This window comes from Nostoc sp. PA-18-2419 (assembly GCF_005869855.1).
Taxonomy (GTDB): Bacteria; Cyanobacteriota; Cyanobacteriia; order Cyanobacteriales; family Nostocaceae; genus Nostoc.
Window position 1 is genome coordinate 88,910 of the sequence record NZ_SZNH01000014.1, and the last position, 23,053, is coordinate 111,962.

Consider the following 23,053-nt stretch of genomic DNA (forward strand, 5'->3'; position numbering starts at 1 on the left):
TTTCAGGCTTTGCGAGAAATCCCGGTAAAGCTCAACCCGACCTAAGACTGCTAAGCTTTCATACTTAGGGACTGATAAATAAATATCCCACTGTTCACACTCAACACTCAACTATTAAATACTTCTAAAATCTGTCGGCAAATCTGTTTGAGCTTATCTCCGATTTCACCAGAAGGCAAAGATGCGCCAACAAAACTCCAATTTTCTACCGTAGAGAGTCGCCACGCCTCACCACGATGATCAAATCCAGCTACCTCCACACCGATCGCTCGGCGTGAATTATTGATGGGATCTTGATAAAATCGGATTTGAATCAACACACTGCGACTTTGCCAAGATTTGCTTATACCAGGAAAGTGAAAGCCAATATCTATAGAATCGGGATCGACTAACTCCCTAGTTTCCGGGTCATTCTTCCAGGGTTTGAGGTCAGATTTGGCATCAGGAAACTCAAATTTAAACAAATTAACTACTGTAGCAATCTTGCTGGCGAGTTGAAGGTTAGTTGCCTGTTCAGATGCGTTCACTAAAAGACACTCCTATATTGCGTCGGCTGGGGAAATGTGAAGACAGGAAAACCGCCAGAAGGCTTATAATATTGGTGTTTCAGCTTATCAAGACATTTTAAATTTAGCAACTTTAAATTAGGCTTTCCTAACAATAATGAACTTAGGAGTCAAGAGCAACTAGTGCCGTCTTAGGGAGCCAGTCACTTTTCGGAGTTACCTCTTCAGGCGAACTGGCGTATCTCCCCAAATAAACTAACTAAAAAGATTCTAAAAATCGCTTCTTTTTGGAACTTGGTAATATATATTAAGTAATTATACTTAAAAATTTTCAAAGTAGATGAAACTCTGCTTTTTAGAGAATCCCCAGTGAGTTAATACTCGTCGTCGCGGAGGATGAAGCCAAATTCTTGATTGAGGAATCCGGCAAGCTGCTTGATTAAGCATCGAAGATGGTTAAATTTATGCTCGACGAGGTTATCCGTCGCGTAATGCCTATATTCAAAAAATAATTTCTTTTCATTATATTCAGTCAGATGAATATCTAGTTTTTTTCATTGATGTATAACCTATCAGCAAAGTTATCTTTAAGAGAATAAACAGCTATTAAAAGATTGGCTTGTACATTGCTGATTCTGGCATTAATATTAACCTCTATTTGTGCTAACCGATAGATACCAGTAACCAGCATAAATACTAAACAGACAACAGTGAAAATATTATTAGTATCAACTTTCATGATGTAGTAAATCTTCTGTTTGCTCAATTGTGTAAAATAATTCATCTAACCTGATGTTATTAACCCTTCATACAAATGAAGTATTTTAAAATCTTGAAACTTTCAGTTACCCTGAATTTGACTTACTTTCTTTTACGTTCTGCTTGGGTTATGGTAACGATCGCGATCGTCACTGGATTCCTGAGTGGCGGTAGTAGTGCTGGCTTGATTGCTTTGATTAGTCGTGCTGCTAGTAGCAGTAGTGCTGAGCGCTTCACATCGATAGCTTGGGCTTTTGCGGGACTGGCAATAGTTGCACTGATTACTAGCATTATTTCCCAAGTGATGCTGATTCGCCTTTCTCAGAATGCAGTTTTGCAGTTACGGATGCGTTTGAGTAAGCAAATTCTTGCTTCTGAGTTGAGTCATTTGGAACGTTTGGGAAACCCTCGACTATTGGCAACTCTAACAGAGGATATTCAAGCAGTTGCTAATGCTGTTTATCAGATGCCTTTTTTGTTTATTAATTTAGCGATCGTTTTCGGTTGTATATCGTATATTACCTGGCTTTCTTGGTTGGTACTGCTGATGGTTTGTGCTATTTCCATAGTAGCGATCGCCAGTTGTCAGTGGCTATTAACTAGAGGAGCGAAGTTGCTAGCCTTAGCTCGTGAGGATGAAGATCGGCTGTTTAAGCATTTTCGCACGATTACCGAAGGAGTCAAGGAACTCAAGCTTAATTATCAGCGGCGTCAAGTTTTTTTAGAAGAAAAACTGCAAGCAACTGCTAGCGAATTTCGTCATCATAATGTTAACGGTCTAACTCTTTTTGCGACAACTTCTAGCTGGGGTCAACTCGTATTCTTTTTTGCGATCGGTTTTGTCTTGTTTGCGCTGCCTAATTTACTTGCTATTGATTCGCAAACCCTCTCTGGCTACATTTTAACTTTTACTTACTTGGTGTTGCCAATGGATAACATCATCAGTAAACTTCCTTTATTAAGCAAAGCCAACATTGCCCTGCAAAAAATAGATTCACTGGGTTTATCTTTAGCTAATAGTTCTGAAGTATCGACTGTGCCAACTGCCATTAAATCTTCATGGCACAGCTTAAACTTTAAAAATTTGACTCATACTTACTACACCAATCAAGAAGACAACAGCTTTATTTTTGGCCCCATAGACCTAATATTGTATCCTCAAGAATTAGTCTTCATTGTCGGTGGCAATGGTAGTGGTAAATCTACCTTAGCTAAACTAATTACTGGACTTTATATCCCAGAAAAAGGAGAAATTTGGTTTGATAACGAGTTAATTAGCGAACAAAATCGAGAATGGTATCGCCAGCATTTTTCCGTTGTGTTCTCTGATTTCTATTTATTCGACGAGCTTTTGGGATTAAAAAATTTCAAATTAGATACTCAAGCTGCAAAATATCTCAAACAACTGCAATTAGACCATAAAGTAAAAGTTGAAAATGGACAACTTTCTACCATTGCTCTTTCTCAAGGACAACGTAAGCGCCTAGCTCTACTTACAGCATACTTGGAAGATAGACCAATTTATCTATTCGATGAGTGGGCAGCCGATCAAGATCCAATATTTAAAGGAATATTTTATACTCAACTATTACCAGAACTGCGATCGCGCGGTAAAACAGTCTTGGTGATTAGTCACGATGATCGCTATTTTCATTTAGCAGACCGAATTATCAAACTTGATTATGGACAAATAGAATATAACGAACAAGTAAAAAGTTGAAATTTAAAATGTAAAATAAATTAAGTATAAAATGGTTGCAAGTCATTTAAATTTATTTATGTGCAGCACTATTTTTAGATTTAATTTGAAACTTTTTAAGTTTCAACTTGTTTCAGCTACATTTGTTTATTGATCAAATAAAAGTAATGTCTCAGCAAAAGCCCTTAAATCCGTGGAACTACAAACCTTGGTGGTGTCAACCCTGGTCTATACTGCTCACAGGTGTAATCCTGATTGGTGGTAGCTGGTTATTATTTAAAACTATTTGGTTAACAATTCTTGTCTCTATCCCTATAGTCACCTGGATGGTATTTTTTGTGTTAATCTGGCCGCAACTAATTATTCGCAGTGGGATTTTGGAGTCCTATAAGAATTCTGAATTTTGAATTTTTAACTGAAATAAGTTGGCATTGCAGATAAAGCAGGATGATTTAGCAAATGATAAAATCTCTTCTCCTACTCCCTCTATGTGCCTAAATTCATCCCCCTGTTTGTTATGCAGGTGATTTGCCAGATATGATATTAAAGGTAGGCAGTATAAAAAATATCAATTTTTGACGAAGCACTTTCATCATTTAATAAGTTTTGATAATTTTTAGCTTATTTTGATCGTTTTCACCCTGGCTTTGGGCACAAGACCTTGTAAGCATTTACATATTCAGGGAATTTGCACACTGAAAGTCAGAGTTAAATGAACAACAGAGCAAGCCGAAGGCATGAAGAAGATAATGCAATACAATATCTCTGTACAAGATTCAACCGACTGTTGATTGCCGTTGCAGAGATGTTTCGAGCGTATAGGTTTGACACTCGAGAGAAAATCCTGCGGTTATTGCAAAATTTTCAGCCGAGCAAACTTTTTTGCCTAAAGTTCAGACTCTCATCTGTGAAAAGACAACTTGTTGCTCTACCTGAAAATGAAGCAGAAAGGCTCAAAGCATTGGAAGATTACAGTATTGTCGATACCCTACCTGAACAAGGTTTTGATGATCTGACTGCTCTAGCTGCTTACATTTGTAAGACTCCCATTGCTTTAATTAGTTTAATTGATGCTGATCGTCAATGGTTTAAATCGAAAATAGGATTAAAAGCTAAGGAAATACCTAGAGATTGGGCTTTTTGCTCCTATACTATTTTGCAACCACAGGAGATATTGGTAGTTACTAACGCCATCAAAGACGAGCGTTTTGTTAACAATCCTTTAGTTACAAATAATCCTAAGATTCGTTTTTATGCTGGTGCGTCGCTAGTTACACCCAACGGTTTTGCCATAGGGACATTGTGTGTCATCGATACGATTCCTCGTCAGCTGAGTTCCCAGCAGTTAGATGCACTGTACCGCCTAAGTCGTCAGACCATTGCCCAGATGGAACTCATCCAGCAAATTCGTAACCGCAAACAAGCGGAAATCGAGGGAAGGCAGTTATCACTAACCGATGAATTAACAGGTTTACATAATCGGCGTGGTTTCTTCCTACTGGCTGAACAGCAACTAAAAATTGCTCACCGGATGAAACTGTTGTGCTGGGTGATCTTCATTGATTTAGATGGTCTAAAACAGATTAACGATACCCTTGGTCACGACATCGGAGATGCCTTAATTATTAATGCTGGTCGATTACTCAAGCAAAGTTTTCGTAACTCAGATATTGTTGCTCGCTTGGGTGGAGATGAATTTATTGTTTTTATCTCCAGCTACTTCAAAGATGCAGATGGCATACAAGAACATTTGCAAGCAAATATTACCAACTTCAATCAACAGCAAAACTGTAGTTATCTACTTTCCATGAGTATGGGAATACAGCGTTACTCATCAGAAAGCAATATGTCATTAGAACAACTGGTTGCCAGATCTGACGAGTTAATGTACGCTCACAAACGTCTCAAGCGCCAATCTATTAATTAAATTCAGTAAGCCCATTTGTTTTTGCTAATTTACTACTTGACTCCCATGACTGCGGGGGTCATCTTGAGTAGCCGTTGGAGCTACTGGGGCTGAAAATTTGGAAACTTGCCCACTAGATTGACCATAGGGAAGAGGTGAGCCAGTAACTAAAGCCTCTAAGTTGTTAGCCAGAATTGTCCGGGGTTGATCGCCGATCGCTTGGGCGATAGTTTCTCCACCTGGCTTCAAAAACACAAAATGTGGAATCCCATCCACGCGATATTTCAACATTTCTGGTAGCCACTTGGTATTATCCACATTTAGCATCACAAAATTCAGCTTGTCAGCATATTGTGTTTCCAGTTGGGCAATATCTGGCGCCATTTTTTGGCAGACAGTACACCAATCAGCATAAAACTCCACTAAAGATGGTTTACCGTTGGTCATTGCTACTTCTAAGGGTGTGGAGCTATCACTTAACTTGGGTAGTGAAACTGAAGTTGTTTCAGTTCGCAATCCCAAGAACAGAGCAATGGCCAAAGCGATCGCGACAATTGCAATTAAGAAGTTTCTCAAACGCTTAGCTAAGGTGGATTCAGACTTTTCGGGAGAATTAGCTGGTAAACCCGTACTCATAACACAATTATTACAACTTATTAAGTAGTCTCTTTTTCAGTTTAACTGACTCGAACCCCTTTCCAGAAAGATTACAATTATGAGTCGTGATTGAATGTTGAGCGATGACTGTTGAGTGTGAACAGTGAGATATTTTTTAGAAAGGAAGTCTTTAGTACGTCACGTCATAAATAGCGCAAAGTCTGTAGACGCTTCTGTGGTGAGGGGGTCGCGGTCTTGGCGGTTTCCGTCGATTGCGATCCCCCGAACCCGTAGGGCTTCCCGCAGGGTGCGGCGGTTCCCCCTGTAAACGCCCAAAGAGCGGCTTGCCCAAGGCATTAGAACTTTGCAAGACGAGCAATCATTTAAAATCTCTAAAAAGCCCAATCCATAATACTTTTGACTTCACGGCGGTACTAGTGTTGATGTACTCGCTCTAGCAACCATAATGAAGCGACAGTACCCACATAATGGGCAGCAATTCCTGTGATATCAGCCACAGCCACAAAAACATCCATTGGTCGAATAATCCTGTAAGGGTCAGTGATTGCTACTCCTGGAGGTTGAGATATAGATTTTGCCACTAGCACTAATACGGTTGAACCAGTACCTAAAAGAGTTAATAATATTCCTACTAAACCTACAACTATCCCTAAACGCAGAATTTTAGTTGTATCTGGCTTACTCGGATGTAAAGCTAGATTGGGATTTTCTAAAGCTTTGCCGATGCGAGTGTAACGAAAATTCCAATAGAGACTGAATAACAACACTAATATTCCGCATACAGCCCAAAATATGCCAATTCCAAGACCAGTATTCTGTTGCTGAACCAAACCACGACCAGTCAAGGCAAACAACAAAGCAAGGACAGAAACCACTCCAATTGCTAATTGTAGCCAGAAACTAATCCAGCCTGTAATCCGAATAGTATTACCAATTCCTCGAGTTTCTGATGCTATCGAACGCACTTCTGATTCAGTTTGCATCTCATTCACCATTGAGTTTAATTGCCTTATCCCCTTACTGCTCACAATATTTCTGTGGTTTGCCCCATACCCCCACCTGCAGATAGAATCGGCTCGTAATCTTGGGGAATAGATGAGGAGATGGGGGGCAGAGGTTAGAATAATAACTCCTCAGTCAACAGTTATCAGTCAACACTCCCAATGCCCATAATTAAAATCCTGCCAAACGATGAGAAGTTATCAAACTCAAGGATGATGAGTATTTAGCAATTAAATTGACAAAATAACTCTATAAAGAGTGATATTTAAGCGGTAGATAGCGCTTGTGAAGGATAAGGAGCATGATTAAATCTTGGATGGTGATTGGGGGTGTGACTTTCTTAGTTGCTCTAGCAGCTAACGTGATTACACCTAGCGATCGCCAGTGGTTCAAGCGCTTACAACGACCAAGATGGCTAACTTTTGAGGCCGCAATTCCACTTATTTGGACTGTAATATTTATTTGCGGTGCTTGGTCGGCTTACATTATCTGGGAAAAAAATCCAGGAACCACTCCAACCTGGTTAATCATGGGTTTATATCTGCTGTTAGAAATTATCACCATTGCCTATACACCCGTAATGTTTAGGCTTCGCAGCCTAAAAGTAGGCACAATTCTCGGTGGCGCAGGTTTTATTATTAGTATTTTATTGATACTTGCAGTCTTAAGTGTTTCTGGTTGGGCAGCACTGTTACTAGTTCCTTATTTGCTCTGGAGTCCCATTGGAACTTATACCACTTGGCAGATGGCTAGTCTCAACCCTCAAGATGCCTAAGATTAGCACCAGCGAATGATTTAACATATCCTCTAAATTGTCAAACTTGCAGTGTATCACTTGACAAAATACACAAGCAAGAGTGCAATATGATTCCATCTTGGATAATAATTGGGGCTGTAAGTTTTTTGGTTGCCCTTGGGAGTTTCTTCATTACACCGGGTGATGTTAAATGGTTCGCAAAGTTAAGTCGTCCTCGATGGCTAGTTTTTGAGCCGCTGATTCCATTCATCTGGACTGTGATTTTTATTTGTGGTGCAGTTTCAGCTAATATTGTCTGGCAAAAAAATCTAGGAAGCATAATTACTTGGCTGTTGATGGTTTTGTATCTTTTGGTGGAAATTATCACCGTCGCCTACATACCTGTAATGCTGAGGTTTCGCAGTCTCAAAGCTGGGGAAATTCTCGGTGTCTTTGGTTTAATTTGTGCCGTTTTCCTTGGTATCTGCGTTTTGGCGATTTCTCAACTAGCAGCGCTATTACTTCTTCCTTATCTAATTTGGACTCCCATTGGGACTTACACCACAGAAGAGTTAAAGGAATTAAATCCTCAAGATGCTTGAAGAAGAATTCACCAATTCTGAGGCCTTGGCGCAGCGTCTTTGGCTTTGCTGCTGAATTCTTGTGTAATAACGCATTTAAACAAGACGCCCATAACGTGCGCTGACAGGATTGGCTGGATTAGATTGATTATTCAGCCAAGCCCACATTTGATCGCCAAAAGAAAAATGCCACCATTCTCTAGGATTGCGTTGAAACCCTGCTTTTAACATTACATCCCATAATAGCTGACGGCGAGCATGATATTTCTCTGCTTCTGGAGAATCGCTATCGGCATAAAAATTGGGATGCGATCGCCTTGACATTTCATCAATCAGCGAACCCATATTCACTATTTTCCCAGTATCATCTACTAGCGTCACATCCACCGCAGCGCCCGTACTGTGAGGAGGGGGAGTTTTTTCATCCAAACTTGGTACAGCCCAAATTTCATAAACCGCTTGCCAAATTTCTTGGCGTTGGTTTGGTGATAACTCTACCTCAGTCAGTCCCCTTTCTTGTACTGCTTGCGCGAAGCTGTAATCTACCATAAACTGCTGGACTGCGATCGGGCGATAGCCATCAAAAATTTGAATTCGCCACTTCGGATGCAATGATTCAAGATAATTTTGTGCTTGAATCAAATTTTCAATCACACTTTGACGGAGATAATAGGGAGAGCGATCGCCATAAGGCGCACCTAACTTTTCATAAGGATGGGGAGATTCCACCGCAAACAATTCTAAAGGAATCGCTAGTAGCGGTTCACCACATTCAAAAATCGGAATTTGATGATAAGGCCTCATCTTCTCTTTCTTTGCGCCTCTGTCTTGGAAAGTTCTGCTCGCCGGAAGCCTCTGCTCAGACTTTCCCCTGCGCCTCTGCGTGAGCTTTTCATAACATTGATTCAGTAATGCTCAATCAAAACAAAACACCCTTATTAGACGCCTTAAAAGCCAGTGCAACACGCCCCCATGCTCCTTTTTACACCCCAGGACACAAACAAGGCAAGGGAATTCCTCAACCCTTAGCCGATTTACTTGGCAAAGCCGTCTTTGGCGCTGATTTAACTGAATTAGCAGATTTAGATCATCTTTTTGCACCCCAAGGCGTTATTCAAGAAGCACAACAATTAGCCACTGAAGCATTTGGCGCTTCACAAACATGGTTCCTTGTCAATGGTTCTACCTGTGGAATTGAAGCGGCAATTGTCGCTACCTGTGGCACAGGCGATAAAATCATTTTGCCTCGAAATGTGCATTCTTCTGCCGTAGCTGGTTTAATTCTCTCCGGTGCTATACCCATTTTTCTCAATCCTGAATACGATCCAGTTTTAGATATTGCCCATAGCATCACACCCAATGCTGTACAATCTGCACTCCAGCAGCATCTCGATGCCAAAGCAGTTTTGACAGTATACCCTACATATTACGGCGTTTGTGGAGATTTGAGGGCGATCGCCAACATCACACATCAATATGATATCCCTCTAGTCGTAGACGAAGCACACGGCGCACACTTTGCCTTTCATCCCGAATTACCCACTTCAGCTTTAGCCGCAGGTGCAGATTTAACTGTACAATCCATCCACAAAGTACTTGGTGCGATGACACAGGCATCGATGTTGCACGTTCAAGGTAACAGGATAGATAGCGATCGCCTTAGTAAAGCTTTGCAACTCGTACAATCTACCAGTCCTAGTTATTTACTTTTAGCTTCTCTAGATGCAGCGCGTCAGCAAATGGCACTCCACGGAAAAATGCTGATGTCTCAGACTTTACAACTTGCACAGGAAGCTATAACCAAAATCAGCGAAATTCCTGGATTATCTGTCTTAGAGATTCCTAGTCAAGAGGGGTTGGAGGGATCTCCTGGCTTTGTGGCTTTAGACAAAACGCGATTAACTGTAACTGTCTCTAAGTTAGGTTTAACCGGATTTGCAGCAGATGAAATTTTGGATGACAAATTTGCCGTTACTGCTGAATTTCCCTCCCAGCAACACCTTACTTTTATCATCAGTTTGGGCAATACAGCAGCCGATATTCAGCAATTAGTTCAAGGTTTTACTATTCTTGCCAAAGAATATGGGCGAACGAATGTGAGTATTAAAAATGATATTTGCCAGAATCTTCCGACAAAACTGGATACTAATTTGTATTTGTCTCCCCGCGAAGCTTTTTTTGCTGCTAGTGAAACATTACCCTTAGCAAAGACTTGCGATCGCATTTGTGCCGAAATTGTCTGTCCCTATCCTCCGGGAATTCCCGTATTAATGCCAGGGGAACTCATCACCAAACCCGTTCTTGACTACTTGCAACAAATTCAGGCGATGGGAGGACTGATTAGCGGTTGCAATGACACTAGTCTCAAAACTTTGAAGGTGGTGAAATCACTTACTAATTTTATCAAAACTTAGAATTTAGAATCGGTAAATTTATCAAATTTTTCAACCCAACTTCATAACTTTCATAAAATCAAGTAGCTTACCAAAATTGACTTTTCGGGCATTATGACCTCTATTTTCTGACTTGAAAATTATTTTTGATAAAATTTTTATTTGTCTAGTCAATAGTAAATATGCGGTTAAGCAGATAATTTATAGGAAAATATACAGATGTAATGGCAGCTATGAAACTTTCATAAAAAAGTCTACTAAATTAATGCAATTTGTAATTTTTATTTCTAGGATGATATCGATAATTCTTAAACTAGAAGATGAAATTAAAAACTTATTATATTTGCGGACGAGTAGCAGTTCCGATTATAGTGACTTTAATACTGGGTTTCTCGGCAAAAGCAAATGCAGTTGAGTTAGGCGCTGCGTCTGATTACAATGTCTTTGTTTTGGGAGATATCTCTCAAAAATATACAGATATAGAAGGAAAACTTGCTGCTGGCGGGAATGTGAATTTCGTCGGTGGACTTGGAAGCAGACTTTCTAATAATAGCGGCAACGTAGTAGTAGCCGGACAAAACTTAACTCTGAGCAACGGTCAAGTCTACCACGGAAATGCTGTCTATGGAGCCACCGCCAATGTCTCCAATAATGTGGGTTTTCCTCAAGGAACTCTTAGTAAAGCTAATCCCATCGACTTTAAAGCAGCAGGAGAAGAATTGCGATCGCTATCGCAATATTTTGCAACCTTAACTCCTACTGGTAAGACAACAGTTCAATCTTGGGGTGCTATTAACCTGAGTGGCAGTGGTACTGCTTTGAATGTTTTTAATCTTGCAGGCTCAGATGTCTCCAAGACAAACTATTTTGAAATCAAGGGAGACCCAAATTCGACTATCCTTGTCAATATTAGCGGTAAGGATGTGTCGCTACAAAACTTTGGTTTCAACATTCTTGGCACAGATAAACAAAAAGTGATTTACAACTTCTATGAAGCTACTAACCTAACTGCCAGTGGTATTGGTATCCAAGGTAGTATTCTTGCTCCTTTAGCTAATTTCAACTTCAATAACGGTCAAGTTAACGGTAACGTAGTAGTAGCTTCCCTAACAGGAAATGGTGAGTCTCACAACTATCTGTTTAATGGCGATCTGCCAAGTCTGCCGACTAAGTACTACACAAACAACACTAAACCTCCCACTCAGACTCAGGTTCCAGAGCCTGCAAATGTTCCAGGTTTAGGATTAATTGCTGTAGTATTTGGTGTATTTCGCCACAAACGCAAGTCTTTAACTTCCCTAAAATAGTCAGAAATTTTTGGCAGCTTAGCGCATGAAGCGAACTTGTTTAGAGATTTTCGCTCATGCGCTATTTCCTTGTCCCTACCTTCTACAATAAGGATAGACTTTGTTGAGATTTGTATAGTTGGGGAAAAGCTGTCATGGCTCCCGCCGTTTTAATTCAAAATCTGCAAAAATCCTACGGCACGGTAGTTGCCGTCAAGGATGTTTCCTTTCAGGTAGAGTCAGGAGAAATCTTTGGTTTACTTGGCCCCAACGGTGCTGGTAAAACTACTACCTTGCGTGCCTTGTGTACACTCACCACACCGGATGCTGGCAAAATCGAAGTATCTGGCATCTCTGTATTAGATAATCCCAGAGTGGCAAGACAACGACTAGGCTATGTAGCTCAGGAAGTCGCTATAGATAAAGTGTTGACTGGACGAGAATTACTGCAATTGCAAGCAGCACTTTATCACCTCCCAAGCGCAGTAGCCAAACAGCGTATTGAGACAGTATTGGATTTACTCGGTTTACAAGAATACGCCAATAAAAAAACCGGAACTTACTCTGGCGGTTTACGCAAGCGCTTAGATTTAGCCGCGGGCTTACTCCATGCACCGGATGTTTTAGTCTTGGATGAGCCAACTGTCGGACTTGACATAGAGAGCCGTTTTGTGGTGTGGGAATTCTTAAGAAAATTACGCACCTCTGGGACAACGGTAGTAATCACCAGCCATTATTTAGAAGAGATTGACGCCCTAGCCGATCGCGTGGCAATTATTGATCGCGGCGTTGTAATTGCTGTTGGCACACCTTCACAATTGAAAGACCGATTAGGGGGCGATCGCATCACTTTACGAATTCAAGAATTTTCCCCAATTGAAGAAGCGGAAAAAGCCAAAAACCTCTTGCAAACTTTGCCGTTTGTGCAAGAAGTTATTGTTAACAGCGCTCAAGGTAATTCTCTCAATTTGGTAGTCACACCCCAAAATGACGTTCTGATTAATATCCAGCAAACGCTAAATACTGCTGGCTTGCCCATATTTGGCATCGCCCAATCTCGCCCCAGTCTTGATGATGTTTACCTCGCCGCTACAGGACGCACATTGATGGATGCAGAACTAGCAGCCATTGCTACTCGCGATCCCAAAGCCGAGAAAAAGCAGAATATGAGATAGGGAGATGGGGAAGGTGGGGCCCCCTCTGGGGATAAGGAGGTAATGGGGAGGTGGGGAGAATAATTCTGAAATCTTAACTCTTAACTGTTAACTCCTCACTCCCCATAGCCTAATGCAAAATTCAAAATCCAAAATTCATAATTCTCATGAGTGTTACCCCTAAATCTGATATCAATTGGCAAACAATAGCATCACCCCAAGTTGTTGCTAATGCTGCTCCTAATTTTTTTGCTGAATTGGTACAAGAGACGCTGGCTTTAACTCGTCGCTTGTTTATTCAGTTGCAACGGCGTCCCTCGACATTAGTTGCTGGAATTATTCAGCCGGTGATGTGGTTAGTGCTGTTTGGCGCTTTATTCCAAAATGCGCCCAAGGGCTTGTTTGGTAGTACGACAAATTACGGACAATTTTTGGCTGCTGGCGTAATTGTATTTACAGCTTTTGCTGGAGCGCTGAATGCTGGTTTACCTGTAATGTTTGACCGTGAGTTCGGTTTTTTAAATCGTTTACTGGTAGCACCTTTAGCATCACGATTTTCCATTGTCTTTGCTTCGGCAATCTTCATTATCAGTCAAAGTTTACTCCAAGCAGCTGTAATTGTAGGAGCAGCAGCGTTTTTAGGTGCCGGACTACCTGATGCAGCTGGTTTAGGTGCGATCGCTTTAATTGTTTTTCTTTTAGCCTTGGGTGTGACAGCTATTTCTCTGGGCTTAGCTTTTGCCTTACCCGGTCACATTGAACTGATTGCAGTAATTTTTGTCACTAACCTACCATTATTATTTGCTAGTACTGCTTTGGCTCCTCTATCTTTCATGCCTGGGTGGTTGCAGGTTGTGGCTACCTTGAATCCTCTTAGTTATGCGATCGAACCGATTCGCTATCTCTATCTCCACAGTAGTTGGGCTTTGGATAGTGTAGTTATGCAAGCTCCTTGGGGCGATGTTACCTTTGGCGGAGCATTGTTGGTGTTGTTTGGCTTTGCCCTTGTTGCCTTAGTTAGCATTCAGCCCCAACTGCGTCGGACTCTTGCTTAAGATAAAATAGAGCCATTTAAGGGTCAAAATCTATGAAAAAAACATTTTTACAAATTCCTAGACTCTTTGTAGCTACAGTCGCAGGAATTAGTTTCGCTTCCTTGCTGCTGGCTCAACCTAGTTCGGCTCAGATAGCCAGCCCAACCGATCCTTTTCCCAGTACTAGTACAACAGACCAAAATACCGATCCCTTCTCCCGCTCAAATTCAGATAATTTCAACATGTTTGATCTCATTCACCGAGCGAATTTTGGGACTCTCAACTGGAATCCTGACCAACAAAACCAACAATTAGACTCAGCAGCAGCAGCTTTTAAAGCAAGGCAACAAAAACTAATTCAAGGTCAACAACAAACAACCCCTGGTTTGCCAACGGTTACATCACCCTCAGTTACCCAACCATTGGTTATACCACCATCAGGTAACTGAATTCAAATAAATAACCCCAATCCTTAAAGGAATTGGGGTTAGACTTGTCAAAAATCCGTTAATTATCGGGCAAAAAACTACAACCCAAGTGCAGCTAAAATATCTTCAGCATGAGTGCTGGTATTTACAGCAGCATCAACATGGGAAATTTTACCGTCAGGCCCAATTACGTAGGTGACGCGCTTGGCATAGCCGCCACCATCCACATCAAAAGATTTGATCAGAGATTTGTCGCTGTCAGCCAGTAAAGGAAAATTCAAATTATATTTTTGGGTAAATGCCTGATGAGAGACTTCATCATCTGCACTGACTCCCAATATGACGACATCTTTACCTTGATATTTAGATTGAGCGTCCCGGAAACTACAGGCTTGTTTAGTGCAGCCAGGAGTATCATCTTTGGGGTAAAAATACAAAACAACTGTCTTGCCAGCAAAATCAGATAAAGAGACCGTGTTGCCGTTTGTATCTTTGGCGGTAAATGCAGGTGCATCCGTACCAACTGCTAGAGGCATAATTAACCTTTCCTGTTTCAGATTGTTGATGCACTTGAAATTTTACATTAATTTATAATCATTAAATATATTTACTAAAAAATAACATAAATATACTTTCGGTAACCAAATTTTGCTTAGATGAGGTAAGTGGTACAAAAAATATATTATTGAATTAATTTTTATTAAAAGAAAAATTTCTACCTATACACAATGGCTTCTGTTGATTCCCAAAACCCAAAAACTTTTGTTTATCCTCCTAACACAATAGAAAGAGCCGATCGCTCGCTAATATGTTCCCCTTTTAATCCATCTTTATTTGAAGCCATGCGACACCAGAGTGTATCATTGAGTGCGATCGCCTTAGAAAATGGATTTAAGCAGGGTTATACTCAACGCCCTTTATCAGAATTAGCATCTGACGACGCTTTGGGTTGGCTGATTCAAGTGGGCGTATTGCGACGAGAAGTTGATGGTCAGGGAATTACAGATAGTTTTCGCCTCACTCCCTTAGGACGCCAGTTGATAGAACAATATCAGGGAAAAAATTGGCGTACTCCTTCATGGCGCGATCGTTTATACAATGGGCTGATTCGTTGGTTGCGGTTACCTTTTTAGAAGGGAAAACTAAAGAGTTAGGATTAACGAGTCAAAGGGAACAATAATATACGGAAACATCATATTCATTCATGAAGTCTTTACAATGTGGTGAGGCATTGGGCATTGGGAGTGCTTCCTTTGTCTGTGTGCCCCCTCATCCCCCATGCCCGTAAAATTTTACCCTTTATATTAAAAATCTGATAGTAACTATGAAATCAATTATGGTGGTGGGGACAACATCCCACGCAGGGAAATCACTTTTAACTACAGCTATTTGTCGAATTTTATCTCGGCGCGGCTGGCGAGTGGCTCCCTTTAAAGGTCAAAATATGGCTTTAAATGCTTATGTCACTGCCAATGGTGGAGAAATTGGCTACGCCCAAGCAGTACAAGCCTGGGCTGCGGGAGTCGTACCTTGGGTAGAAATGAACCCGATTTTACTCAAACCCCAAGGAGATATGACTTCGCAAGTAATTATTAAAGGTAGACCTGTGGGCAAAGTAAGTGCCGCAGATTACTACGAGCAATATTTTGAACTGGGGTGGCGGACAATTGAAGAATCGCTACAGCATTTAGGAACAGAATTTGACTTGTTGGTTTGTGAAGGTGCTGGTAGTCCAGCAGAGATTAACCTCAAACACCGCGACTTAACAAATATGCGGGTAGCAAAATATTTGAATGCGCCAACTATACTAGTAGTTGATATTGACCGAGGTGGAGCTTTTGCTCATATAGTAGGCACTCTAGAGTTATTAGATGCGGATGAACGCGCTTTAATTAAAGGTGTCGTAATTAACAAATTTCGAGGACAGCGATCGCTCCTAGAACCAGGAATAAAATGGTTAGAAGAACGCATAGGTATTCCTGTTGTTGGTGTTATACCCTACTTACAAGAAGTATTTCCGGCGGAAGATTCCCTCGATTTGCTAGAACGTCAATCAACCAAAGTTCACAGTGACCTTAACATTGCTGTTATCCGCTTACCTAGAATTGCTAACTTCACTGACTTTGATCCTCTAGAATCAGAAAGCACAGTCTCAGTAAAATATCTTAGCCCAAAGCAAGATTTAGGACATCCTGATGCGGTAATTATTCCAGGAACAAAGACCACAATTCCTGATTTACTACTGTTGCAAAAAAGCGGTATGGCAGAAGCTATTCAACATTACGCTGCCTCTGGGGGAACAGTTTTAGGCATCTGCGGTGGGTATCAAATGCTTGGACAAATCATAGCCGACCCAGAAGGGATAGAGGGACAAGCTGGCAGATATCAAGGGTTAAATCTCTTACCAATTAGAACTGTAATTACAGGACAGAAAATTGCCCGTCAGCGCCAAGTTAGCTCAAATTATCCTCAGATGGGCTTGCCAGTCAACGGCTTTGAAATCCACCAAGGCCGATCGCGTATTGAACAGCAAGGAATAGACGCCCAATCCTACCATGCGTTATTTGACGATGTTAACTTAGGGTTAGTGGATAGTTGTCAATCAGTTTGGGGTACTTACCTTCACGGGATTTTTGATAACGGCCCTTGGCGACGGGCTTGGTTAAATCGCCTCCGTCAACAACGGGGTTTAAAATCTTTGCCCACTGGTGTTGCTAACTACCGGGAACAGCGAGAGCAGATTTTAGATTCCCTAGCCATTGAAGTTGAAAGCCATTTAGATCTAACTCCGTTTTTGTCTTAAGCTAAAATGCGTTGAAATGTCATTGGTCATTTGCTTTAGACAAATGACAAATGACAACACTAAATCAAAAGCGTAAGATTGATGATTGTTCGTGTCCGATTTCTACCAGATGATGTCACAGTAGACGCCGAAGTAGGAGAAGCCCTTTTGGATGTAGCAGACCGGGCTGGAGTATTTATTCCCACTGGTTGTCTGATGGGATCTTGTTACGCTTGCAGCGTGGAATTAGAAAATGGAGACAATATCCGTGCTTGTATCACGGTGATACCAGCACGCGAGGAATTAACAATTAATTTGTTTAGTGACCCAACTTGGTAGTTTGTTAACCCTCTAATACCAACTCTCCATGAAGATGCACCTAATATTTTTGCTCAGCTTCCCTGAGTGATTTTGTGTTTTTTAGCCTAAAATCCAGATGGTAGGAGCAATAAAAATTTTTTACCTATTGTTTACGTCCTATTTTTATCTCTGACAATCTGAATTGTTCACCGACAAATGTCAAAGAATCAGCTAAATGTTCCCGCCAATATTTCCAAGTATGACTGCCTGGAAACTCACGGAATGAATGGTAAATTTTTAGTTTGTCTAGTACTTGAGAAAATTTTTCGGCTTCCTTGATTTCTTCTGTATCTGATTTACCAGAATCTAGATAGATTCTCAACTTTTTTTGGGCTTGTAGAGGAATAGTTTTAATATAAAATAATGGGCTATTTGTGGGGCCACTTTTATCTTCAAAATAACCACTATGACTAAATAAAATTGAGAAATTATTCAGATTGTGTAATCCTACATTAACTGCACCCCAACCACCAGAAGATAAACCACCTATCGCCCAAAAATCTGGGTTTTGTAGTGTACGATAACGGCTTTGTATAACTTTTACTAATTCATTGCCTACGGCTGTGGAGACTTTACCGTTAGGTCCATCGATATATTCAGGATCTCGATAGGGACTAGAGCCGCGTTTGTCGTTGCCATCTGGTGTAATAATTATGCTAGGTGGCAACTTCCCTGTAGTATAAAGTTCTTGGAGAGTTTTGACAGCTTGTCCTTTATTTTCAGCAAACCAAGCAGTGGGATCGCCATGGCCTCCGTGGAGAAGAAAGATTACAGGATAGCTTCGTTTTGGGTTTTGCTGATAACCAGGGGGTAAAGAAACGCCGTAGGTACGACTTCCACCCATGACTTGACTGTTGTAAGTTTCAATTTTATAGCTGAGGGGAGTTGCCAAGTTGCTAGCATTCGGCTGGGATTGAACAAGGGAAGGCGTTGTTTGTAAGTTTTGCTGTAGCAGTGGTTTGGCGACGACACTTTGGGATAAATTACAGCTAAATAGAGTTAATACCGAAAGTAACAAGAACATTTTCAATTGTTTATAGTTCATCTTTAAAGTGCATTGGGCAGTTAGTGCTAGCAATCAAAAGTTTATGCAAGTAATTTGTCAATGCTGTGTCAACACGATGGAAACTGTACGACTGGTTGTAAGTTAAAAATCAAGAGTTAGAATAAGTTTCTTTAGTAGGATGCTCAAAAAGCTGCGACTTAATTTTAGTTCTTTGTTTGGCTTGCTGCTGCTGGTGCTTTCTTTATGGGCGATCGCTCACGAATTGCATGAGTATAATTATCGTGATATCCTCAACTCTTTAGCAGTAATTCCCAAGAGTCGCTTAAGCTGGGCAATTTTGCTGACAGCTTTGGGCTATCTAGTGATGATTGGGTATGATATTTTGGGTTTTAACTACATTAATCGTTCTCTGAACTGGAACAAAATTGCTTTCACTAGCTTTATTAGTTCTGCATTTAGCAATACGATAGGTTTTGCTTTACTGACTGGCAGTGCTATCCGTTATCGATTTTATGCTAATTGGGGAGTCTCAGCAGTGGCGATCGCTCAAATAATTGCTTTTGCTAATTTTACTTTTTGGTTGGGGATGTTTGCTGTTGCAGGTTTGTTATTTCTGATCAACCCCCTGGAGATTCCTACTCAATTACATTTACCTTTTGCCACTGTGCGTCCTATCGGTGTAATTTTTCTGTTATTAGTTACTGCTTATTTACTTGGAAGTATTGTTATTAAACAACCATTAATAATTCGTGGTCAAGAATTTCTATTTCCTTGTTTTAAAATATCCCTGGCTCAAATTGCAATTTCTAGTCTGGACTGGATTCTGGCGGCGGCAGTTCTTTATGCTGTGCTTCCTAAGATATCTTTGTCCTATCTGGACTTTTTGGGAATCTACTTACTAGCGATGTTTGCAGGTGTTGTTAGTAATGTTCCTGGGGGTTTGGGAGTATTTGAAACTATAATTTTGCTGTTTTTATCATCAAAAGTTTCGGCAGCGGCGGTTTTGGGTTCGCTGTTAGCTTATCGTGGTGTATATTATTTTTTACCTTTGCTAATTGCGGCAGGTTTGCTGGGAATCTATGAAATTAAATTTAGAGTCAGGGATTAGGTTTTTTAACGCATAGGCGCTTCTCTACAAGACGCTACGCGAACGCCTTCCCGCAGGGTAGGGAGGCAGAAGTAAGCGCAAAGGGACGCAGAGGTTTTGTTGGGAGTCGTTCCTTGATTTTTTGATAATTTATTTTGTTAGTTGTTCTTCATCACTTGTTTAGAGGCTGTTAGACTGAGAACCATAAGTAAAATTTCGTATATTTTGGCGAATTTATGGAGCCAGTATCACTGACAGCAGCTGCGATCGCCACCTTGGTCATCACTAAAGCCTTTGAAAAAACTGGTGAAACCATCGGCGAAAAGGCTTGGCAGGAAGGTGAAAAGTTATTATTACTCTTGAAGCGCAAACAACCCAATACAGCCAATGCAATAGAACTGGCTCAAACACAACCTTTAGATTATGGTCAAGCGCATCTGGTTGAGCAAGTAGAACAAGCGGCAAACAAAGACCCGGAAATTGCTCAAGCTGTCGAGACGGTGGCGGATGCTGTAAAATCTCAACCCGCTATTATCCAGAATTTTACAAACACAGTTGATAAAAATTATGGCGGGAATGTCGGGAATGTTTCTCATGACAACCGAACCCAAACTTTTAACTTCTGACTACAGCCGCCCGAAGGGGAACGGGTAAGGTCAAATCTTTCTACTGAAATACCGCAAAATTTGCCCCYGAGTGGGGTGGTGGAATTTGTTGGACGTGAAAAAGAATTGCAAAATCTCCACCAACTTTTGCAAGATAATAAACAAGTAGCTATTGCAGCTATTGCTGGGATGGGTGGAGTTGGGAAAACAGAACTCGCCCTGCAATATGCCATCAACAAGCGCGAAATATATAACGGCGGGCTTTGCTGGTTGCTGGCAAAAACTGGGGATGTRGGCATTCAAGTTGTGCAGTTTGCCAGAACGCAGCTTGATTTAAATCCACCAGAAGATTTTGATATACTCGCCCAAGTGCAATATTGTTGGCGGCGTTGGTGTGAGGGTGAGGTGCTGCTAGTGCTGGATGATGTCAGCGACTACGAGCAACTTAAGCCTTATCTACCGTCGTCATCTTCTCGGTTTAAAGTGTTGATGACTACACGCCAAAACTTGGGACGTATCGCACAGTTATCTTTAGATGTGCTGCAACCAGGCGTGGCGCTGGAGTTGTTGAGGTCTTTACTCAAAGAAACACCAGAGCGAATTGAGCGAGAATTAGGTTTAGCAAATCAGTTGTGTAAGTGGCTGGGATATTTACCTTTGGGTGTGGAATTAGTGGGGCGCTATCTGGCGCGGAAACAGGATTTATCTTTAGCACAAATGTTGCGGCGGTTGGAGAACAAGCGACTAGATGAGCGTTCTCTGTCTAAATGTAAGTCGGAAGCCGACATGACAGCACAACGAGGTGTGTTAGCAGCCTTTGAGTTGAGTTGGCAAGAACTAGAAGACGATGATAAGCAATTGGGCTGTTTATTGAGTTTATTTGCTGCCGCACCCATACCCTGGAAGTTGGTAGAACAGTGTTTACCAGAGGAAGATGTCGAAGATTTAGAAAAAATTAGAGACGATAGCTTGCTGAATCTGCATTTACTCCAGCGCAAAGGTGAGGGAATCTATCAATTGCATCCACTGTTGAGAGAGTTTTTTCAATATAAGCTTACAGGTTTAAAACAAGCAGAGGAATTTAAGCGAAGTTTTTGCCGTGTAATGATAGCAGTTGCTAAAGATATTCCTCACTCACCTACCCTTGAGCAAATCAACGATGTCACCCTCGCCATACCTCACTTAGCAGAAGTAGCGAACAATCTCATTCAATACGTTAGCGATGAAGATTTACTTTTGTCATTCATCGGCAACGCTCGATTTTACGAAGGTCAGGGATTGTATGACCAGGCTTTACCCTGGTATAAGCAGTGTCTAGAGGTAACTAAAAAGCGTTTGGGACAGGAACATTCACTTGTTGCCATTAGCATCAACAACCTAGCAGAACTCTACCATTCCCAAGGAAAATTCAGCGAAGCCGAAGCTCTGTCTGTGCAAGCTTTGGTACTCAGGCGATACTTACTGGGAGAAGAACATCCAGATGTAGCAATAAGCCTCAACAACCTGGCGTGTCTTTATTATTCCCAGGGAAGATATAGTGAAGCCGAACCCCTGTACCTGCAAGCTTTGACACTTAGGCTACGCCTGCTAGCGGAAGAACATCTAGATGTTGCCACTAGCCTCAATAACCTAGCCAATCTCTACTTCTCTCAAGGAAAATACGGAAAAGCCGAACCCCTGTACCTGCAAGCTTTGGCACTCAGGCGATACTTACTGGGAGAAGAACATTTAGATGTAGCACTAAGTCTCAACAACCTGGCAGCACTCTACGACTCACAAGGAAAATACAGCGAAGCCGAACCTTTGTACCTACAAGCTTTGAAACTAACACGATACCAACTGGGAGAGTCACACCCTAATGTAGCACTAAGCCTCAACAACCTGGCTACACTCTACTGTTCGCAAGGAAGATACACTGAAGCCGAACCCCTGTACCTGCAAGCTTTGGCACTCAGACGACACTTGCTTGGAGAAGAACATCCAGATGTAGCACTAAGCTTCAATAACCTGGGAAAACTTTACTGTTCGCAAGGAAGATACAGCGAAGCCGAACCTTTGTATCTACAAGTTTTGGCACTCAGGCGACACTTGCTGGGAGAAGAACATCCACATGTAGCACTAAGCTTCAACAACCTGGCTACACTCTACTACTCCCAAGGAAGATACAGCGAAGCCGAACCCCTGTACCTGCAAGCTTTGGCACTCAGGCGAAACTTACTGGGAGAAGAACATCCACATGTAGCACTAAGCCTCAACAACCTGGCTACACTCTACTACTCCCAAGGAAAATATAGCGAAGCCGAACCCTTGTACCTACAAGCTTTGGAACTAATACCAAGCCTGCTGGGAGAGCCACATCCAAGTGTTGCCACTAGCCTTAATAACTTGGCGATACTTTACAATTCCCAAAGCAGATACAGTGAAGCCGAATCCCTTTACCTACAAGCTTTAAAACAAAGGCAACACTTGTTAGGAGAGTCACATCCAGATGTTGCCAATAGCTTTTACAACCTGGGAGAACTCTACTATTCCCAAGGAAAATATAGCGAAGCCGAACCCTTTTACCTACATGCTTTGGAACAAAGGCGACACCTGCTAGGAGAATCACATCCAGATATTATCACTAGCCTCAATAGCCTGGCATGTCTCTACTATTTCCAAGGAAAATATAGCGAAGCCGAACCCCTATACCTGCAAGCTTTAGAAATTTGTGAGCGACGGTTAGGAGTGAATCATCCTCATATGGTTATTCTTCGTGAAAATCTGGCAAATCTTCGCGATCGCCTTGCCTCAAATCAAGAATAGGCAAGTTTTGTACCAAAAATACCATGATAAAACTTGAAGGAGCGATCACCTAGATGAAAATTTATATTGAACTAAGTAAAAATGCAATTTGACTTACTCAAAATGAGCTTTCACTTTCTCAAAAACAGCTTTTACTTTCTCAAACCCCAGTTTGCTTTCTCATTTTGGTGTTTTCCGTAAGCAAAATAAGCTTTTACTTACTCAAAAGCAGCTTTTACTTTCTCATTTTGGTGTTTTCCGCAAGCAAAATAAGCTTTTACTTTCTCAAACCCCAGTTTGCTTTCTCATTTTGGTGTTTTCCGCAAG

24 protein-coding genes are annotated in these 23,053 nt (G+C 41.3%); 16 read left to right on the plus strand and 8 right to left on the minus strand.

Annotated elements, in window-relative coordinates; all coding sequences use genetic code 11:
- Positions 1 to 107: 107 nt before the first annotated feature.
- Complete coding sequence (locus FCR06_RS16295; protein ID WP_138501456.1) at positions 108 to 527, minus strand: hypothetical protein; 420 nt, start codon at positions 525 to 527, stop codon at positions 108 to 110.
- 523 nt (positions 528 to 1,050) lie between these two features.
- Entirely contained in the window at positions 1,051 to 1,245 is a 195-nt protein-coding gene (locus tag FCR06_RS16300) for a hypothetical protein (RefSeq protein ID WP_138501458.1), read from the minus strand.
- A 111-nt stretch (positions 1,246 to 1,356) separates the two neighbouring features.
- Between FCR06_RS16300 and FCR06_RS16305 the strand changes: the two genes are divergently transcribed.
- From FCR06_RS16305 to FCR06_RS16315, 3 genes are all read left to right on the plus strand, one after another.
- A complete protein-coding gene (locus tag FCR06_RS16305; protein ID WP_138501593.1) occupies positions 1,357 to 2,985 on the plus strand; it encodes a cyclic peptide export ABC transporter in 1,629 nt (542 codons plus the stop codon).
- Positions 2,986 to 3,131: 146 nt separating this feature from the next.
- Positions 3,132 to 3,371 (plus strand): DUF6737 family protein, encoded by a 240-nt coding sequence (locus tag FCR06_RS16310; RefSeq protein ID WP_138501460.1) that lies wholly within the window; start codon positions 3,132 to 3,134, stop codon positions 3,369 to 3,371.
- Positions 3,372 to 3,871: 500 nt separating this feature from the next.
- The gene (locus FCR06_RS16315) at positions 3,872 to 4,891 is read left to right on the plus strand and encodes a sensor domain-containing diguanylate cyclase (protein ID WP_189523452.1); all 1,020 of its coding nucleotides are present in this window, start codon (positions 3,872 to 3,874) and stop codon (positions 4,889 to 4,891) included.
- Positions 4,892 to 4,915: 24 nt separating this feature from the next.
- Here the strand turns inward: FCR06_RS16315 and FCR06_RS16320 are convergent, their stop codons facing one another.
- From FCR06_RS16320 to FCR06_RS16325, 3 genes are all read right to left on the minus strand, one after another.
- The gene (locus tag FCR06_RS16320) at positions 4,916 to 5,506 is read right to left on the minus strand and encodes a thioredoxin family protein (RefSeq protein ID WP_138501464.1); all 591 of its coding nucleotides are present in this window, start codon (positions 5,504 to 5,506) and stop codon (positions 4,916 to 4,918) included.
- A 159-nt stretch (positions 5,507 to 5,665) separates the two neighbouring features.
- Positions 5,666 to 5,824 (minus strand): hypothetical protein, encoded by a 159-nt coding sequence (locus FCR06_RS32700; RefSeq protein WP_189523453.1) that lies wholly within the window; start codon positions 5,822 to 5,824, stop codon positions 5,666 to 5,668.
- A 77-nt stretch (positions 5,825 to 5,901) separates the two neighbouring features.
- The gene (locus FCR06_RS16325) at positions 5,902 to 6,471 is read right to left on the minus strand and encodes a DUF3611 family protein (RefSeq protein ID WP_138501466.1); all 570 of its coding nucleotides are present in this window, start codon (positions 6,469 to 6,471) and stop codon (positions 5,902 to 5,904) included.
- Between the two features lie 320 nt (positions 6,472 to 6,791).
- Between FCR06_RS16325 and FCR06_RS16330 the strand changes: the two genes are divergently transcribed.
- Together FCR06_RS16330 and FCR06_RS16335 are read left to right on the plus strand one after the other, a co-directional pair.
- Positions 6,792 to 7,265 (plus strand): TspO/MBR family protein, encoded by a 474-nt coding sequence (locus tag FCR06_RS16330; protein WP_138501468.1) that lies wholly within the window; start codon positions 6,792 to 6,794, stop codon positions 7,263 to 7,265.
- An 89-nt stretch (positions 7,266 to 7,354) separates the two neighbouring features.
- On the plus strand, positions 7,355 to 7,828 hold the full coding sequence (locus FCR06_RS16335) for a TspO/MBR family protein (RefSeq protein ID WP_138501470.1): 474 nt from the start codon (positions 7,355 to 7,357) through the stop codon (positions 7,826 to 7,828).
- A 75-nt stretch (positions 7,829 to 7,903) separates the two neighbouring features.
- Here the strand turns inward: FCR06_RS16335 and FCR06_RS16340 are convergent, their stop codons facing one another.
- Entirely contained in the window at positions 7,904 to 8,611 is a 708-nt protein-coding gene (locus FCR06_RS16340) for a M15 family metallopeptidase (RefSeq protein ID WP_138501472.1), read from the minus strand.
- A 107-nt stretch (positions 8,612 to 8,718) separates the two neighbouring features.
- Here FCR06_RS16340 and FCR06_RS16345 point away from each other — a divergent pair, with 107 nt between their 5' ends.
- The 5 genes from FCR06_RS16345 to FCR06_RS16365 all read left to right on the plus strand — a co-directional run bounded on the left by FCR06_RS16345 (position 8,719) and on the right by FCR06_RS16365 (position 14,123).
- Positions 8,719 to 10,221: an aminotransferase class I/II-fold pyridoxal phosphate-dependent enzyme gene (locus FCR06_RS16345; protein WP_138501474.1), complete on the plus strand. Its 1,503-nt coding sequence runs from the start codon at positions 8,719 to 8,721 to the stop codon at positions 10,219 to 10,221.
- A 299-nt stretch (positions 10,222 to 10,520) separates the two neighbouring features.
- Positions 10,521 to 11,507 (plus strand): choice-of-anchor A family protein, encoded by a 987-nt coding sequence (locus FCR06_RS16350; protein ID WP_138501476.1) that lies wholly within the window; start codon positions 10,521 to 10,523, stop codon positions 11,505 to 11,507.
- Between the two features lie 134 nt (positions 11,508 to 11,641).
- Positions 11,642 to 12,661, plus strand: coding sequence for an ATP-binding cassette domain-containing protein (locus tag FCR06_RS16355; protein WP_138501478.1), 1,020 nt, complete (start codon positions 11,642 to 11,644; stop codon positions 12,659 to 12,661).
- 146 nt (positions 12,662 to 12,807) lie between these two features.
- A complete protein-coding gene (locus tag FCR06_RS16360) occupies positions 12,808 to 13,695 on the plus strand; it encodes an ABC transporter permease (protein WP_138501479.1) in 888 nt (295 codons plus the stop codon).
- 32 nt (positions 13,696 to 13,727) lie between these two features.
- A complete protein-coding gene (locus tag FCR06_RS16365) occupies positions 13,728 to 14,123 on the plus strand; it encodes a hypothetical protein (RefSeq protein ID WP_138501481.1) in 396 nt (131 codons plus the stop codon).
- Positions 14,124 to 14,200: 77 nt separating this feature from the next.
- On the opposite strand, the gene FCR06_RS16370 is transcribed toward FCR06_RS16365, so the two are convergent.
- Positions 14,201 to 14,638 (minus strand): peroxiredoxin, encoded by a 438-nt coding sequence (locus FCR06_RS16370; protein ID WP_138501484.1) that lies wholly within the window; start codon positions 14,636 to 14,638, stop codon positions 14,201 to 14,203.
- Between the two features lie 192 nt (positions 14,639 to 14,830).
- Between FCR06_RS16370 and FCR06_RS16375 the strand changes: the two genes are divergently transcribed.
- The 3 genes from FCR06_RS16375 to FCR06_RS16385 all read left to right on the plus strand — a co-directional run bounded on the left by FCR06_RS16375 (position 14,831) and on the right by FCR06_RS16385 (position 17,223).
- Positions 14,831 to 15,235, plus strand: coding sequence for an Npun_F0494 family protein (locus tag FCR06_RS16375; protein WP_138501486.1), 405 nt, complete (start codon positions 14,831 to 14,833; stop codon positions 15,233 to 15,235).
- Positions 15,236 to 15,426: 191 nt separating this feature from the next.
- A complete protein-coding gene (gene cobQ, locus FCR06_RS16380; protein ID WP_138501488.1) occupies positions 15,427 to 16,905 on the plus strand; it encodes a cobyric acid synthase CobQ in 1,479 nt (492 codons plus the stop codon).
- An 81-nt stretch (positions 16,906 to 16,986) separates the two neighbouring features.
- A complete protein-coding gene (locus FCR06_RS16385) occupies positions 16,987 to 17,223 on the plus strand; it encodes a 2Fe-2S iron-sulfur cluster-binding protein (RefSeq protein WP_138501490.1) in 237 nt (78 codons plus the stop codon).
- A 124-nt stretch (positions 17,224 to 17,347) separates the two neighbouring features.
- Here FCR06_RS16385 and FCR06_RS16390 read toward each other — a convergent pair whose 3' ends face one another.
- Positions 17,348 to 18,289: an alpha/beta hydrolase gene (locus tag FCR06_RS16390; RefSeq protein WP_138501492.1), complete on the minus strand. Its 942-nt coding sequence runs from the start codon at positions 18,287 to 18,289 to the stop codon at positions 17,348 to 17,350.
- 139 nt (positions 18,290 to 18,428) lie between these two features.
- On the opposite strand from FCR06_RS16390, the gene FCR06_RS16395 reads away from it, so the two are divergent.
- The 3 genes from FCR06_RS16395 (at position 18,429) to FCR06_RS16405 (ending at position 22,747) form a co-directional block, all read left to right on the plus strand.
- Positions 18,429 to 19,358 carry a lysylphosphatidylglycerol synthase domain-containing protein gene (locus FCR06_RS16395; protein ID WP_138501494.1) on the plus strand — a complete coding sequence of 310 codons (930 nt, stop codon included), beginning with the start codon at positions 18,429 to 18,431 and terminating at the stop codon, positions 19,356 to 19,358.
- Between the two features lie 215 nt (positions 19,359 to 19,573).
- Positions 19,574 to 19,963 (plus strand): hypothetical protein, encoded by a 390-nt coding sequence (locus tag FCR06_RS16400; RefSeq protein ID WP_138501496.1) that lies wholly within the window; start codon positions 19,574 to 19,576, stop codon positions 19,961 to 19,963.
- 75 nt (positions 19,964 to 20,038) lie between these two features.
- Positions 20,039 to 22,747 (plus strand): tetratricopeptide repeat protein, encoded by a 2,709-nt coding sequence (locus tag FCR06_RS16405; RefSeq protein WP_138501498.1) that lies wholly within the window; start codon positions 20,039 to 20,041, stop codon positions 22,745 to 22,747.
- Positions 22,748 to 23,053: the final 306 nt, after the last annotated feature.